Source organism: Spirochaetae bacterium HGW-Spirochaetae-1 (genome assembly GCA_002839375.1).
Classification (GTDB): domain Bacteria; phylum Spirochaetota; class UBA4802; order UBA4802; family UBA5550; genus PGXY01.
In genome coordinates, this window is the sequence record PGXY01000002.1 from 331,579 (window position 1) to 346,721 (window position 15,143).

Annotated in this window: 15 protein-coding genes; 9 read left to right on the forward strand and 6 right to left on the reverse strand. The window is 47.4% G+C overall.

All coding sequences use genetic code 11. The features are described from left to right. Positions 1–2 precede the first annotated feature (2 nt). The 3 genes from CVV44_03425 to CVV44_03435 form a co-directional block, all read right to left on the reverse strand. Positions 3–836 carry a magnesium/cobalt efflux protein gene (locus CVV44_03425; protein ID PKL40667.1) on the reverse strand — a complete coding sequence of 278 codons (834 nt, stop codon included), beginning with the start codon at positions 834–836 and terminating at the stop codon, positions 3–5. Between the two features lie 182 nt (positions 837–1,018). After that, positions 1,019–1,603, reverse strand: coding sequence for a hypothetical protein (locus tag CVV44_03430; protein ID PKL40668.1), 585 nt, complete (start codon positions 1,601–1,603; stop codon positions 1,019–1,021). 172 nt (positions 1,604–1,775) lie between these two features. Next, positions 1,776–2,492: a hypothetical protein gene (locus CVV44_03435; GenBank protein PKL40669.1), complete on the reverse strand. Its 717-nt coding sequence runs from the start codon at positions 2,490–2,492 to the stop codon at positions 1,776–1,778. Positions 2,493–2,887: 395 nt separating this feature from the next. Between CVV44_03435 and CVV44_03440 the strand changes: the two genes are divergently transcribed. Beyond that, entirely contained in the window at positions 2,888–3,724 is an 837-nt protein-coding gene (locus CVV44_03440; GenBank protein ID PKL40670.1) for a hypothetical protein, read from the forward strand. After that, entirely contained in the window at positions 3,714–4,694 is a 981-nt protein-coding gene (locus tag CVV44_03445) for a hypothetical protein (protein ID PKL40671.1), read from the forward strand. Before CVV44_03440 ends, CVV44_03445 begins: the two co-directional genes overlap by 11 nt. Positions 4,695–4,709: 15 nt before the next feature. On the opposite strand, the gene CVV44_03450 is transcribed toward CVV44_03445, so the two are convergent. Further along, a complete protein-coding gene (locus tag CVV44_03450; GenBank protein ID PKL40672.1) occupies positions 4,710–5,279 on the reverse strand; it encodes a TIGR00730 family Rossman fold protein in 570 nt (189 codons plus the stop codon). A gap of 156 nt (positions 5,280–5,435) precedes the next feature. On the opposite strand from CVV44_03450, the gene CVV44_03455 reads away from it, so the two are divergent. The 6 genes from CVV44_03455 (at position 5,436) to CVV44_03480 (ending at position 9,621) form a co-directional block, all read left to right on the forward strand. Continuing rightward, positions 5,436–5,795 (forward strand): single-stranded DNA-binding protein, encoded by a 360-nt coding sequence (locus tag CVV44_03455; GenBank protein PKL40673.1) that lies wholly within the window; start codon positions 5,436–5,438, stop codon positions 5,793–5,795. 165 nt (positions 5,796–5,960) lie between these two features. After that, positions 5,961–7,034 (forward strand): hypothetical protein, encoded by a 1,074-nt coding sequence (locus CVV44_03460; GenBank protein PKL40674.1) that lies wholly within the window; start codon positions 5,961–5,963, stop codon positions 7,032–7,034. Positions 7,035–7,043: 9 nt separating this feature from the next. Then, positions 7,044–7,607, forward strand: coding sequence for an elongation factor P (efp, locus tag CVV44_03465; protein ID PKL40675.1), 564 nt, complete (start codon positions 7,044–7,046; stop codon positions 7,605–7,607). Then, positions 7,607–7,837: a hypothetical protein gene (locus tag CVV44_03470; GenBank protein ID PKL40676.1), complete on the forward strand. Its 231-nt coding sequence runs from the start codon at positions 7,607–7,609 to the stop codon at positions 7,835–7,837. The genes efp and CVV44_03470 overlap by 1 nt, the downstream gene beginning before the upstream one ends. A 20-nt stretch (positions 7,838–7,857) precedes the next feature. Continuing rightward, positions 7,858–9,054 carry a hypothetical protein gene (locus CVV44_03475; protein PKL40677.1) on the forward strand — a complete coding sequence of 399 codons (1,197 nt, stop codon included), beginning with the start codon at positions 7,858–7,860 and terminating at the stop codon, positions 9,052–9,054. Positions 9,055–9,102: 48 nt separating this feature from the next. Beyond that, positions 9,103–9,621 (forward strand): hypothetical protein, encoded by a 519-nt coding sequence (locus CVV44_03480; protein ID PKL40678.1) that lies wholly within the window; start codon positions 9,103–9,105, stop codon positions 9,619–9,621. Between the two features lie 15 nt (positions 9,622–9,636). On the opposite strand, the gene malQ is transcribed toward CVV44_03480, so the two are convergent. Both malQ and CVV44_03490 read right to left on the reverse strand, forming a co-directional pair. Continuing rightward, a complete protein-coding gene (malQ, locus tag CVV44_03485) occupies positions 9,637–11,196 on the reverse strand; it encodes a 4-alpha-glucanotransferase (GenBank protein PKL40679.1) in 1,560 nt (519 codons plus the stop codon). Next, positions 11,197–13,917, reverse strand: coding sequence for a UPF0182 family protein (locus CVV44_03490; protein PKL40680.1), 2,721 nt, complete (start codon positions 13,915–13,917; stop codon positions 11,197–11,199). Positions 13,918–14,182: 265 nt separating this feature from the next. On the opposite strand from CVV44_03490, the gene CVV44_03495 reads away from it, so the two are divergent. Next, a complete protein-coding gene (locus CVV44_03495) occupies positions 14,183–15,136 on the forward strand; it encodes a hypothetical protein (GenBank protein ID PKL40681.1) in 954 nt (317 codons plus the stop codon). Positions 15,137–15,143: the final 7 nt, after the last annotated feature.

Genomic DNA, 15,143 nt, shown 5'->3' on the forward strand with positions numbered 1-15,143 from the left:
GGTTATTTTTTTCCGGTCATCGTGATGGTGATGCGGTTGATGACGGTGCCCTTTATGTCCTTTATCATGAATGCCATGTCTCCATGGGAGACCTCTTCCCCCTGTTCGGGGATTTTCCCGAAAAGATCGAAAACGAAACCGCCGATTGTATCACAATCGTCGGTGGGAAGATTCAGGTTCATCTGGTCGTTGAAATCGGACAGGGTCATGCGGGAATCCACCTCATAGGTGTTGACGCCGGTTTTTTCAAGTTCTGGCAGAGTCTCAACATCATATTCATCGTTGATGTCCCCGACTATTTCTTCAAGGATGTCTTCCAGGGTTATGATACCACCGACTCCGCCGTATTCATCGACGACAATGGCGATATGCAGTTTTCGTCGTTTGAATTCCAGGAGCAGTTCATCCAGGGGCATGGTCTCGGGAACGAAGTAAGGTGCGTGGAGTAATTTCTTAACCTGGAATTTTTTAGATTTATCCGATATCTGTTTCAGCAGATCTTTAGCATAGAGAATGCCCACAATGTTGTCCACCCGGTCTTCATATACGGGAAGGCGCGAGTGGCCTGCTTCATATACGGTTTTCACCAGTGGGAGAAGGGCTATGTTTATATCGACGGCGACCATGTCAACACGGGGAATCATGATGTCGCGGGCGTTTTTATCGGAAAGCTCAAAAATACCGCGTATCATCTCTTTGCGCGGGCCATCGAGATCTTCGTAATCCTTGATGCTGTAGGAGTCATTACTGTAGTTTGAAAGGGATCGCCTGATCAAATCAACTAAACGCCGGAATATTGTCAGTCGATTAGCAGGCTCGGGAGTATCAGCGGTCATAGAGGGTTTTATCAATCCTTAGTTTTATTGTTAATGAATAGAAGGGTAATATTGCTGTCCTTTTTGTCAACATCAAAATTTAATTATACATGAAGGTCCGAATTTTTATCGACATGTTTACTTTATTCCGCGGGAGTTGATGATAGAGAAATAATAGTCATGAAGATGGGAAAAGGCCCGGTTTACTGGGCCTTCCAGACGGAAAATTTTTTAACTGTGTCAAGCAGTGTTTCCGAAGCTTTTTTGGCCTCATGCTGCGTGATGTTGCAATCATTATAGAGACTGTCGGCGATAAATTTTTTCAGCGCCACATATACATCCTGCGTGGCATGGAATAAAAAGGAAAAGCTGTCCGAGGCATTTTCAACAACGGTGAATGACGAATAGAGCATCATCGGTTCTTTGGGTATCATTAACTTTTCGCTCTTTTTTGTGGTTATAATCGTCATATCGTCGAAACGGTAGGGAATTGATCGGCCCACTTCGCGATTGACCGGCTCCTCGTATTTTTTTGAATAAATAGCCGGTTCAACAAGCATATGGGTCCTGCTGCCATCGGTTTTAAATACAACGCCATCGGGGGTTCTGAAGATATCCTTTACATTGCGGTATGCCGTTATCTCGTAAATGGCATATGCGGTACCCGGTTCAAACATGGCGGATACAATAAATGCACCGTCGGGGGGGATAGTTTCGGTCATGTATGCCTTGAGAAGTGCCATTGCTTTTGCCATAATGGTATCCTTATACGTGTTTTGATAATACACTGGAAGCTTCCTGTACTCCGGGAAAACACGGAGACGGAAAGCACCGTCAAACAATAAAACAGTATACTACATTAAACAGTAAAATCAATTAAAAAATTGCGTATTTTTTCTTAAATAGTTATTTTAAAGCATGGATGGTTTTTATACAGGAGAGAAGATGGAATAGGGGAATTTACTCTTCAATACCGACCCGGGATTCACGGCGGTAGCCGCATTCCTTTCGGGAACAAAAGGAACAGGGAGTGCGGGAGGATAGGTGTTTCGCTCCGAGGATAATGCCTGATACGGATTTTACAGGCTCCATCATCCCCGATTCGTTCAAGGCAATACCGATTGATCCGCCATTGATAAGTGAAAAAACCGCCTTTTGACCTTCACCGGTATCCCAGTCGCAATAACCGGGACTGAAGCGCAGGGATGTTTCGAGCCCTTCCCCGGTGAAACGGCGTTTCACCCCTTCCTCTATGATGTGGACATAATGCTCGGCCAGTACGGAACCTGCCGCATGGAGAAAAAGGGATTCAAGCATTGAATCTTCCGGCAGTTTTTCCATGGCTTCATCGAAGCCGTGTCCCAGCGTGGCTAAAAAGATGCAAATTGTCTGAAGATTATCACTCTGCCCGGCAAAGTGGGAAAGCTTCCTGCTTCTCAGGGAAATGGTATCAACCGTAATAATACCATCGATGATGTCACCGACAGGATAGAACTTGATCAGTGATGCAGGGGTGACTGTTCCCAGGGCAAGCCTGGCCGCTTCCCCTGCTTTTATGCGCAGAGGATCATTGGCCTGTTCCGGGAACCGGAATCCGCTTTGAACCAGTGTGGCCGTGATCAGTGCATCGGGGTCCGGCGCTGTGAAGAGTATGGTTTCGGTGTCTGTTTTCATCATCTTGTATAAACAAAGCAGTTTTTCACGGCGGTTCAGGTGGTGCAATATTCATGTTCCACATGATATATAAGCCTGCCGAAAATTGCTGCAAACGTATCCAACATATAGTCTCATGGCTACTCATTTATCAAGGCATTCGAGGTGTATGAATTATTTTTCAAAATCTGCTCCACCTTAATTTTGTTATTCGGTATATACATATTCTGATAAATAAAACCCTCTGTGCCCCTGTGTCTCTGTGGCTATATTTATGTGCAGTTTATACAGAATCTAATTTTCTTCCCGGCAATGACGATTTAGAAAAAAGTAATTGATCCCGTCCGTTAAAATTAAATAGTGGATTATGGGCACCTTGAAAATTAAATTTATAGAGGTTTCCTTATACGAATTCACCTATGTTCAGGAGTATGGTCATGAAGCCCTTCTTTTTATCGAACGCCTTTATTCTTGCCAACAAGGGAGGAATTCCCGACCTGCCGCCATGCTCTATACAGGCCTATGAAAGGGCCCTGGAACTGGGAGCCGATGTGCTCACTGTTCCCGTGCATCTTACAGCCGATAACAAACTTATCGTTTCTCCCGGCAACGATCTGGAGAACTATACGAATCTTGCGGGGAAACCAATTCAATATTCCCTGACTGAACTGGAGCGCGCCGATGCGGCCCATGGTTTTGATCCTGCCCTGGACCGGAGTTATCCCTGGCGCGGAAAGGACGTCACACTTATGTCCCTTGAAGAACTTCTTTCCCGCTTTCCCGATACGCGTTTCAGTATTGAGCTTATGGATAAGACGGCATCGTGTGCCCTTGAGTTCTGCGCTATTGTGGAAAAGATGAAGGCCGAAGGAAGAATTCTTGCCGGCTCTCCGCATGGAGCGAATATAAAAATTGTTCGTGAAAATCTGCCCGTCATGGCAACCTCTTTTACTCCCCTGGGCGTTGTGGGATTTTACGCGCTTTTTCGTTCGGGACTTCTTTACTTCAAAAAAAAATTTAAAAGCGACGCTCTCCTTATTCCTGAAGCGATAGGCCCATCCTATATGGCGAACAGGATACTCATCCGTGAGGCGAAAAAGAGAGGTTTGCATGTATTTATATGGAACGCCGAAACCGTTGAAGAAGTCGAGCGCCTCATGACCTTCGGTGTGAACGGATTCGTGGCCGATGATGTTGAAAAAACGAGTACCTTGATAAAAGAGGCAAAAGTTCTGGTGGAAAACAATGAGAAATAAAGCAGGTGTGCGGGCTGCAAAGTCTTTAGGCGCCATATTGGTTTTACTGTGGACTGCGCCTTTATATGCCGCAGGCCAAACCGAAATCCGCGATATATTCATGGCCGCCGCGAACGGGGCCGTGCCGGAAATCAAAATATGCATTGAAAACGGTGCCAATCCCGTGGATGCGGACTCCCGGGGGAAAACTCCGGCTGATGTGGCCAGGGAGAACGGGCATGAAGAAGTTGCTGCATTCATCGATTCCCTGCGCGTGATGCGTTACCCCAGCGGGAGCGTCTATGTGGGGCAGATGAAAGGACACAGGGAGCATGGCTGGGGTGTGTATCGCTGTTTTAATGGCAGCAGGTATTCGGGAGATTTCCGCGAAGGAAAATTCGAGGGACTGGGATACTGGACTTATTCCCGGGGCGGCCGCTATGCCGGCGAATTCAGGGATAATGGTTTTTATGGTAAAAATGTCAATTTTCACGACAGTGATGTCTTTAGCAGGGACCGGTATGGAGAGACATTGCTGTATAGTGCTGCCAAACGTGGAAACCTGACACAGGTCCGTCTGCTTATACAGAGAGGAGCCAATGTGAATGAGCACAGTATGCGTGATCAAACCCCGTTGCATTTTGCGGCGTTTGAGGGCGATATATCCATCGTACGCGTGCTGCTCGAGAGCGGCGCTGATATAAATGCCAGAGACATGGACGGGATGACGGCGCTGCATTTTGCCGCCTTTAACGGGAAAACAGCCGTTGCCCGCATCCTGGTGGAAAATGGGGCCGATGTGAACGCCAAGAATGAAAATGGCGGCACTCCGCTGCACCATGCAGCTTACCAGGACAGCGGTGAAATAGCTATCATGCTGCTGGAAAGCGGTGCCCGCCCGGGCCTCAGGGATAATTTCGGAAAGACTCCCCTGGAACATGCCCGTGTCCTGAAGAGTATCATGGTTATGCGGGCTCTGAAGTCCCGCTGAAGCTGCCGGTACTTGTTAGAACCATTTTGACGGAAGTTTTCCCGGGACAAAGGTTTCTATGTAGTCCAGTGCTTCCACTGCATCAGATGCAGCATGATAAAGATCAAGGTACTCCTTCTTCATGAAACATCCTTCGGCCATGGAATTGAAAAGTGAGAAGAGATGAGAATAAAAATTATTCGTGTTGATGAACACGACAGGAACATTGAGCAGGCCTATTTGCTTCAGCGTTAATACCTCCATTATTTCCTCCAGTGTGCCAAAACCGCCCGGCATGGCAATAAATGCGTCGGCCAGTTCCGCCATGCGGGCCTTTCTCTCCCGGAGATCGGCCGTTATGATAAGGCTGTCGGCTTCTTCATAGCTCAGATTCCGTTCATGAAAAATTTCAGGAATGACACCGGTGACCTTTCCTCCTGCGGCCGTAACGGCCCGGGATACTTCTCCCATGAGGCCTATATTAGCACCGCCGTATATCAACGCATGTCCTCGTTTCCCGATCATTTCTCCAAGATGTCGGGCAAGTTCGGTGAATACCGGGGCCACGGCGCTGCTTGATGAACAGTAAACACAAATATTTTTCATGTATTTTCTGTAACTCCTGTTAGTTGTTCTTTGGAATAGTTTGTTTTTTTTTAAAAATATTTTCAATCCCCATGAGGGCCGTCCGTATTAATCTATACATCCGGGACAGAGAATGGGGCCCGGTAAACACAAAATTTAATTTTAAGGAGTAGTATTATGAAAAACTATGCCACTGCAACAGTTGAGGGTTTTGTGACACAGGACCCAACCCTCAAGAAGACGAAGACGGGGAAAAGCGTATGCAACTTTTCTCTTGCGGTCAATCATTTTACTAAAGCCGATTCAGACCCGAAGGTTTCATATATTGATGTGGAGACCTGGGACAAGGTGGCGGAAATCTGTTCAGACAATGTATCGAAGGGAAGAAGGGTCATGGTGATAGGTCCGATCCGACAGGACCGCTGGGATGGGAAGGATGGAAAGATTCAGTCGAAAATAAAAATTGTGGGAAGTGAAGTCAGGTTCCTAGAGCCGTTTAAAAAGAAGGAGGAAGGCGCTTCCCAGCAAGAGGTCTAGACAAAATGCAGTCATTGTTTCTTACCTTCCCGGTGGAAACGCCTCAGTCTCTTTCTAGTTCAATGGGTACCCGGCGGGGTGCCCATTGTTCTTGACAAATTCAATACAGCCATCTTCATTGACTCCTGTACATCCGGGATATAATTTTAATAACAGGAAGAATCAATGAGTAATCGTCTGTCCAGAGCGATACATACACTGAAAAAAAAGGCCAGGCTTCCCTACCTGGTTACGGATATTTGCAATATTCGCTACCTGACGGGATTTTCCGGTTCCTATGCCTGGCTCCTGCTGAATGAAGGACGATCATTTTTTATCTCAGACTCACGGTACGAGGAATACGCCAGGAGCATCCTGCCTAAATCCGTAGCGTTTACACTGCAGAAGGGGGATATCTTTTCTCTTCTGAAAGGGATGATTAAAGATAACGGATTTCAGCAGGTATACCTGGAGGAACAGGCTCTGACCCTGTCAACATACCTGCAAATGAGAAAGGAGCTGCGAGGAACAAAGATCATCCCCGGCGAAAATGAAATTAATATCCTGAGAATGGAAAAGGATGCAACGGAACTGCCAATACTGCGCAAGGCGGCGGAAATAACAGACCGCTGTTTTAATCACCTGCTTAAGTTCATAAAACCCGGCATATATGAGTGGGATATCGCCGTGGAAATAGAACATTTTTACCGCCAGAACGGCTGCCGCAAGACATCCTTTGATTCCATTGTAGCATCAGGACATGGCTCCTCCATGCCTCACTACGAGACATCCATGAAAAAAAAGGTGAGGGCCGGGGATGTCATTCTCATTGATATGGGCTGCACCTATGAGGGGTATAATTCAGACTTGACAAGAACCATATTTCTCAATAGCATTGATGCTGAGATTGAAAAAATCTATCACATCGTACGGGAGGCTCAGGAACAGGCCATTGCAGCAGTCAGAGCCGGTATCACCACGGGAAAGCTGGACAGTGCGGCCCGTGATTACATTGCATCCCGGGGATACGGTGAAAATTTCGGTCACAGCCTGGGACACGGGCTTGGCATGGAAGTTCATGAGCTGCCCGCTATCAAAAAAAACGGGAGCCTTCGCCTTAAAAAAAATATGGCCATCACCATTGAGCCGGGCATTTATCTGCCGGGTCTTGGCGGTGTCCGCATAGAAGATATGGTCCTGGTTACTTCCAGGGGTCACGAGGTCCTCACGGGATCGAACAAAGACATAATTGTAATATAGAGGTAGACAATGATATCAAGTAATGATTTACGGAAAGGTGTCGTCATCAAAATGGAAGGCGAACTTTTCTCGGTTATCGAATTTCTCCATGTGAAGCCCGGAAAAGGTGGCGCCTTTGTAAGGACGAAACTCAGAAACGTGAAAAAAGGAACAGTTATTGATAGAACCATCCGCGCCGGTGAAAAACTGGAAGATGTTCGCCTGGAAAAAAGGCCCATGCAATATCTTTATGACGAAGGGGATACCCTTGTATTCATGGATACGGAGTCATTTGAACAGATCTCCATAGCCAAGGATGCCATCGGTAATTATCTCCAGTACCTCAAAGAAGAGGACGTGGTGGATATTACTATTTATGAAGAACTGCCCATCGCCATTGAGCCCCCCGCCTCGGTTATACTGAAGGTTACTTATGCGGAACCGGGAGCCAAAGGGGACACTGCCACAAACGTAACGAAACCTGTGCAGGTGGAGACCGGGACGGAAGTCAAGGTTCCTCTTTTCATTAACCAGGGTGATTATATCAAGATTAACACTGAAACCGGTGAGTATTTAGAGCGGGTAAAAAAATAATGGAATTCCTGTCTAATCTGGCGAACTGGGCGAATGAACATCCGGGACAGGCCCTGGGGGCCTTGCTCGGATTTATCATCGGTATACTGATCCTTCTTTTCGGGCCGGTGAAAACTTTCCTGGTGATAATACTTTCTTTGACAGGCCTTATAATCGGGAAAATGCTCGATGACAGGATTTCCGTCAAAGATGAAATAAGAGGCCTGTTTAAACGCGACAGGCGGGATTGAAGATGCCGGGTAAATAAGCTGTGAAGTCACAAGCCGGTCATTTCCAATTCATCCAGGAAGCCTACAGGTCACTTCAGAAGAAGCGGTACCAGGAAGCCCTGGTCCTGCTGGAAAATGTACTCTCCGCCAGGCCCGACGATCCTTATCCCTATTTCCTTATCTCCGTGGTGTACCTCTTCTCCGATAAATTCGACCGCGCCCATGGCATCATGGACAGGCTGAAGCGTGTGAATCCCGATTACCTTCCCCTGGTGCAGCTACAGGCTTTCCTGTATTTGAAATCCGCCACGAGTTATGAAAGCGCCATGGCACGGTATATGGAACTGGTGGAAAAGTATCCCGCCGATCATAAGCTGAACAGGGCCCTGCAGTCCGTGAGGAAGATCAGTGACTTCGCTCAGTTGCAGAAACATGCCCGCCTCCAGGATTTTGTCGACATCCCACAGCCGTCCAAACCACGTCTGATAAAAACGGTTAAATCGGGAATCCATACCCGACTTCCGGGAAGAGGAGAAAGGCGGTTCAAAATACGGCTCCCGCTTCTCGCTGGTATTTCTGCCATCGTGATTGTCGCGGCTTTACTTACATTCTTTGCGCTCCGTGATACATCACCGTGGCAGGCCATTGTATCGGCTGGGAAAAATCTGAATACCGATACGGTGGATAAAATATACCTGGGGGAACCGGGGTATTCCCTTCTTAACCCTGTCAGTCGTGAAAAACCCCTGGAGTTTTATTATTCCAACCACGATGTCGTGACCGATTTTGAAAAGGCTAAGCGGCTCATCAAGGACGGCCGGTACAATGAGGCCCTGTTGATACTGAATCGGCTCAATAACAGTAATGCCCGTTTTACCGTGAAGGAAAAATTTGAATTTCTCATTAAATTCATAGTCGATATGGAAGACCGCGTTTTTGAAAATATTCCCTACAATACGCTCAGGAGCAAACTGCATCTGTATCGCGGGTTTGCCCTGAACTGGGAAGGGAAAATAACCAATCTGAAAAACACCCGGTCGAGCCAGAGTTTTACGCTTCTCATCGATTATAAAAATAATGATATCTTCTCAGGGATCGCCGATGTCTACTCCGCTACCCCGTACCCTGATCTGGCCAATGGAGACCTGGTAACTCTCAGGGGTGTTTTTGTCAATACCATGGGAGATGATCAGCGTTTATATGTTGTCGCCCATGATGTAAAGAAAAACAATAAGTAAGCACTAAAATACTTAAATAGTATTGACAATATCGATTCTAAATCCTCTATGGTGCTGTATGAGAGGAAATTATCCATGGAAACGGTAAGTATACACGAAAAAAAGAAGCAGCGGAAAAAAACACTCTTTCTTCTATATACTTTCTTCCTCATGTGTATTGCAAAACTCTGGTTTACCATGTTCATCCTTTTCGCCTTTGCTGTTATTCTCACTGCCTTTCAGGGAAGAGCCGGTTATTGTGCCTATTACTGTCCCATGGCAACGCTTCAGCAGGGTTTTTACAGAAAAAAGAAACATTTTCATATACGAAAGAAATGGATGACGGAAGTGTTCTTTTATACAATGACAATCATTTTCTGGGGAGGAGCGGTATCTATGGCCTGGTTCTTCAGGGACAGGCCTCTGACGTTATGGATTGCCATGCTGCAGCTTATGATGGCAATGCTCTTAATCGCCCTGCTCTCACAAAGCCTTTTCGGCAAGGGATTTTTCTGCGGGAACCTTTGTCCCCTGCGTATCCCCGTGCTTAAAAATATAATCAGGATACGGAGAAGTCTTGGCCTGTGAAAAGACCGGTACGTATCAAGAATTCTCCCCGCCGTTTTTATCCGTATCTCCTGCAGGGACCCTGTTGTACATGACGGCAATTTGCCTGAGTTTCCCCGCCGAACCGGGTTTAATGCATGACCCGGTAAGCTTCCAGAGCCAGTTTCCCTCCACGGTGCCGGGCCTGTTCATGCGGAATTCTCCGCCGTAGCCCAGGATGTCCTGCATGGGAATGATTACCAGGCGTGCCGTTGAACGATATGCCGCTTTGATGAAATGTCGGTGCATGTCGCTGTAATCGCTTATGTCCAGGTAATCCAGGATATAAGCGCGGGTAGTATCATTGATTTCAGTGCCGTAGAACCATCCGTTGGTTGTGTTATTGTCGTGTGTTCCGGTATAGAGTACGCAATGGGGATTTTCTATATTCTGAGGCAGATAACTGTTCCTGCTGTTCCAGTCGAAGGCGAATTGCAGAATTTTCATGCCGGGAAGCCCAAACCCGTCGCGGAGCTGCTCAACCTCGGGGGTGATGACGCCAAGGTCCTCGGCAATGAGGGGAAGGTCTCCCAGTTCTTTCTTAAGGCCCTGGAAAAAGGGAAGGCCCGGTCCGGGAACCCATTTGCCATTAATAGCCGTCGGCTCATCGGCCGGGATGGCCCAATATGATTCAAATCCACGGAAGTGATCGATGCGGAGGATATCGACCTGTCCCGTTAAATGTTTTATCCGCTTGACCCACCACTGGAAGGTGATTTCATTCAGACTTTCATCGCGGTTCAGCCACCGGTACAGGGGATTTCCCCAGCGTTGGCCCGTTTCACTGAAATAGTCAGGCGGGACGCCTGAAACGGCCGCTGGTTTCCCCGATTCCTCGTCGAGTTGAAATAGTTCCGGATGAGCCCAGGCATCGGCTCCCTCCAGGGTTACATAGATGGGGATGTCGCCGATTATCCCGATGCCCCTGTTGTTGCAGTATTCCTTGAGTTCCCGCCACTGGGTATAAAAAACATACTGAAGAAATTTCTGGAATCGTATCTGTCTGAAGAGGCTGTGATTGTAATCGTCTATTATACCCGGGCTGTGTCGGGAAATGCTGGGCTCCCATTCCATCCAGTTATTGGTGCCGAAATGATCGGCCAGAGCGGCGAACAGGGCGTAATCGTCGAGCCAGTAGGATTCATAATAGCAGAAGTTTTCGAAATCCTCCAGCTCCTTTTCGGAAGCATTGCCGAAAAATTTTTCCGAAGCTTTTTGAAGCAATACAGTTTTTTCCTCAAGGGCCTTTTCGAAGTCAATCGTATTCCCATCGATGCAGGCACTTTCCGGGAGAGACGGCCCGAACCATTTATTTTCCGATAACTTTTCCAGGCTGATACAGTGCCAGTTCCCGGCAAAGGTTGATGTTGAGGCGTAAGGGGAATAGGCCATGCCGGGAGATACGGGACCCAGGGGCAGTATCTGCCAGTAGGTCATGCCGCTTTCTATCAGAAAGTCGGCAAACCGGAAGGCCTCGACTCCCAGTGTGCCGATCCCCCGTGTTCCGGGAAGGCTCGTTAAATGCAGTAGAACTCCGCAGGTTCTTTTCAGGTCCATTTAATTCCTGATGTTCTTCATCATGGTGAGGACATCTTTCAGGTTTTTCAGTTCTTCACCGTACTGTTTCCAGTTACCGTCGCGCATGCTCTGCTCTGCCCGGGTATAGTGAGTGTAGGCCTTTCCTGCCAGGTCCTTTATACGCTCGGCGTACGTTCCCCGGGAGTCCTCCTCGATCATGTAGGTCAGAGAACCGGAATAGAATATTTTTTCTATCGCCGTGTTCAGGTCCTTTTCCATGACTATTTTGTCGTCGAATGATACGATAACTCGTTTCAGTTCCGGCATTTCGCTCGTTTCTGCCTTGAGGTACAGGGGTTCAATAAACAGCAGTGATTCCTCAATGGGGATGACCAGCATGTTTCCCCGGATGACTCCCGATCCCTTTTGCCCCCACAGGGTGAGCTGTTTTGATATTTCAGCATCCTGATCAATGCGGGCCTCGATCTGCAGAGGGCCGTAGCTGAGTTTTTCCTTGGGAAGAGTGTACAACTGCAACTGACCGTAATCGGGCATATCGCATTTGGCAGTCATGAAGCCGATCATGTTATTTTTCTTATAGGGAGTAAAGGGAATAGTGAGGATGAATTCACTCACTTTTTCGCCGGGAAGCCTGGTGACCAGGTAGTAGCTTCGCACTTCCTCTTCGTTCCCTTCATAGACCTGGCGCGCGATATGCCAGGCGTCCTCGTTGTTGTAAAACATGTTAGGGTCCGTCATGTGATATCTCAGGAGCATGCTGGACTGTACTTCGAACATTGCTGCAGCATACCGTACATGAGACTGAAGATCCGGCGACATCTCGCTGATTTTTTTAAAGAAACCGGGGAACATGCCCATGTAGGTCTTGATGATGGGGTCCTTCTCATCGACGACATAATAATTGATGGTGCCATTGTAGGCGTCCACGGTTATCTTTACGGAATTACGGATGTAGTTGATTTCCTTCCTCGCAACTTTGACGGTCATGGAATAGGGGAACCGGTCCGAGACCGTATAGGCGTCTATCATCCAGTACATCTTTCCTTCAGAGAGGACTATATAAGGGTCGCTGTCGATTTCAAGGAAGGGTGTCAGGGTCTGGACCATGTCCAGAATGTTCCTCCGGTAGAGGATGCGGCTCTCTCTGGTGATAGCCTGCGATATGAGGATGTTTATATCTTTGAAGGAAAGGGCGAACATGATTCTTTTGAAGAACGAATCCAGGACCGTACCACCGTTCCCCTGGTATGTGGTGTACTTATTTTCATCACCCGAGGGATAGTCGAATTCTCCGGGTTTGATATTGGTCTTTGTTATGACGTAGGAGTTGTTGTGCTCGCCATAATATATCTCGGGTCGGTCAATTTTAATGCCGATGTCGTTTTTGGGAGGGATGTCATATACAACCATCTCCGGCTGTCCCTCGGAGGTAATCCTGTCGACCCTGCTCATTACCAGGCCGTAACCGTGGGTATACATAAGTTGCCTGTTCTGCCAGGTCTGACCGGCTTTACTGATATTGTCAATGGACAGTTCCCGTGCGGAAAGGTTGAAAGCGGTCTTTTTACCGTTAACGATATAGCGGTCAACGTCCACATCATTGAAATAGTAATAGGGTTTTAGTTCCTGGAGCTGTTTGTAGGTCTGTTTCAGTGGACGCCAGTCCCAGAGGCGGATATTTTCTACGAGTTCCCTGTTTTTCTGAATGTCCCGGTAGGTGAGATTCTTTTTATTGGGAAATTCAATTTCTTTTATTTTATCTATTCCGTAGGCAATCCGGGTAAATTTTATATTATGCTCGATGAAAGGCTTTTCCTTTTCAAGTTCGTTGGGGTCCACGACAAAGCGCTGTTGCAGGGAGGGATATATCGTCCCTATTATGAAATAGGCCGGCAGCAGGGCGGCCAGCACGATGAGGGGCAGCTTGAAACTCCGTTTGAAAATATTAAAAAGAAGAAGAGCAGCAGCTATAAAGGATATTATCATGGCCACATTATATGCCAGGAGATTGGCATTGACGGCCGTATAACCAGCGCCGAAAAATTTTCCTTTCTGTTCAAAGAGAAGCTCGTATGCAGAAAGACGGTATCCCAGGCCGTTAAGGAATACTATGGAGCCCAGCAGGGTTGATATATGGGCACGGGCAAAAAGGGAAAATTCAAAACTTCCCTGCTGCACCAGTATCCCCCCGTTTAAAAAATGAAAGAAGAGGGAAAATCCCGATATGAGGACCAGTGAACTCATAAACCAGCCGTAGAGGAACTTGTAAAAAGGAAGTGAGAATACATAGAAGCTGATGTTCTTATGGAAAATCGGGTCCGTGGGAAATCCTTCAAAGGAAACCCCGTGCCGGAACAGAAGGAACTCCTTCCAGAAAGCTGAGCCGGCGCTGCCCATTATAATGCCCACGGTGACAACTCCCAGAGCCAGCAGAATAAAAAGAGCCCTGCGGGGCGATCCCAGAACGGGTATCTGCAGCCTGTCCAGTATATTGTTGGTAAAAATACGTCCCTTGCCGCCCAGAGCCCGTATCAGCAGGAAGTTGAGGAAGAACAACAGGATAAAGAAAATGGTAAAGGCGGCACCCACATTGAATTTCGAGAAGAAGAGTACCCAGAATATATTGAGCCCTTTATTGATATCGAACCATTCATAATTTATATAAAATTCCGACATTGATCCCAGCGAAAAATATAGGACGATAAAGATTCCCAAAAACCATAATACCTTTTTGTTCATGCCATGTCTCCTGTTATTATGTATCAATTACGATGGTCCCGGGATTGCGGAAGCTCCCGGCAAAGATGCTGAAGATTGATATAATAATATCAAACCCTCCATGTGTCAATCCTTAATGACAATATAATACGGTTAAAACGGCAAGGAAAATATATTTGCAATTCCCGGACCATTGTTGCATAGTGTATGCATTGGCAGTCAAATCCCTGTCACCAGGCAAGCTGCGGGTTATCCATCGTAAATAAAATGAGAAGGGGTGCAAAGAATGAAGGAATTGATGCAATATGACTCCAGGGAGTATACGCTGCATCGATGCCTGGAGCTTAAAAATACCAGGAAAGTCTTTGTAATCTTTTCCACCCTGGGGGAACGGGAGGCCGATCTTATATATGATAAAATTTCGTTGCTCAGGAAGGAAACGGGCGCTTTTATCGATAAAATAATTCTTTCCCACCGGAGAACAGGCGAGACTGAAGAACGGACCGAGCAACGGGCCCGGGAAGCGGATCCCGGGACGGCAATACTCATCTGCAATAATCTTTCTGTACCCGACATGGGAGGGGAAAGAGGGAAGGGTGCCGATATGCGCAGGACCCTGTACCATGTCAATAGCCATGCAAAGGAACTGGGCGCAAGCAGCGATTCGGTCATAATCTTCCTCGACGCAGATGTGGTGCAGGAGTATTTCGGCTCCCATTTTGTTCTGGGCCTGGGGGGGGCCGTGCTGCAGGGGCATGATTTTGCCAAGGCCAGTTTCTGGCGGGCCATGGGCAGGGTTAAAAAATTCGTTGCGCAGCCCCTCTACTCCGTCATCGAGCACGAAACCCTTGATCAGCTGCGCATGTTTGCATATCCTCTTTCCGGCGAGGTGGCAGGCTCCCTGGAGTTTTTCAACAGCGTTCATTTCTGGCAGATCTACGGCGTGGAAACGGGAATCAATATAGACGCATGCTTTCGCAGCTACAGCGTGGCCGACGTGAACCTGGGCCTGTACGATCATGAACATCACGGCGAAGTCAATATTCAGAAGATGGCCTTTGGTATAATGAGGACATACCTGAAGCAGCTTCAGGACTACGGCATTCTTGAACTTCATCACGGGGCCAGGATTTCAGATTCTTTCAGTGCTATGTTTATCGACGAAAAGGGGGAGAGGCAGTCCATGGACTATGACCTCACGGAAATAAAATATGAGCCGCTTAAGAATGTTCTGGATTAAACAAATA

Bases quoted from the DNA above. Each gene is read 5' to 3' on its own strand.
- CVV44_03450 (PKL40672.1), bottom strand. From the start codon at position 5,279: ATGAAAAATATTTGTGTTTACTGTTCATCAAGCAGCGCCGTGGCCCCG.
- CVV44_03425 (PKL40667.1), bottom strand. From the start codon at position 836: ATGACCGCTGATACTCCCGAGCCTGCTAATCGACTGACAATATTCCGG.
- CVV44_03445 (PKL40671.1), top strand. From the start codon at position 3,714: ATGAGAAATAAAGCAGGTGTGCGGGCTGCAAAGTCTTTAGGCGCCATA.
- CVV44_03470 (PKL40676.1), top strand. From the start codon at position 7,607: ATGGAATTCCTGTCTAATCTGGCGAACTGGGCGAATGAACATCCGGGA.
- CVV44_03460 (PKL40674.1), top strand. From the start codon at position 5,961: ATGAGTAATCGTCTGTCCAGAGCGATACATACACTGAAAAAAAAGGCC.
- CVV44_03435 (PKL40669.1), bottom strand. From the start codon at position 2,492: ATGATGAAAACAGACACCGAAACCATACTCTTCACAGCGCCGGACCCC.
- CVV44_03490 (PKL40680.1), bottom strand. From the start codon at position 13,917: ATGAACAAAAAGGTATTATGGTTTTTGGGAATCTTTATCGTCCTATAT.
- CVV44_03440 (PKL40670.1), top strand. From the start codon at position 2,888: ATGTTCAGGAGTATGGTCATGAAGCCCTTCTTTTTATCGAACGCCTTT.
- efp (PKL40675.1), top strand. From the start codon at position 7,044: ATGATATCAAGTAATGATTTACGGAAAGGTGTCGTCATCAAAATGGAA.
- CVV44_03495 (PKL40681.1), top strand. From the start codon at position 14,183: ATGAAGGAATTGATGCAATATGACTCCAGGGAGTATACGCTGCATCGA.
- malQ (PKL40679.1), bottom strand. From the start codon at position 11,196: ATGGACCTGAAAAGAACCTGCGGAGTTCTACTGCATTTAACGAGCCTT.
- CVV44_03455 (PKL40673.1), top strand. From the start codon at position 5,436: ATGAAAAACTATGCCACTGCAACAGTTGAGGGTTTTGTGACACAGGAC.
- CVV44_03480 (PKL40678.1), top strand. From the start codon at position 9,103: ATGGTGCTGTATGAGAGGAAATTATCCATGGAAACGGTAAGTATACAC.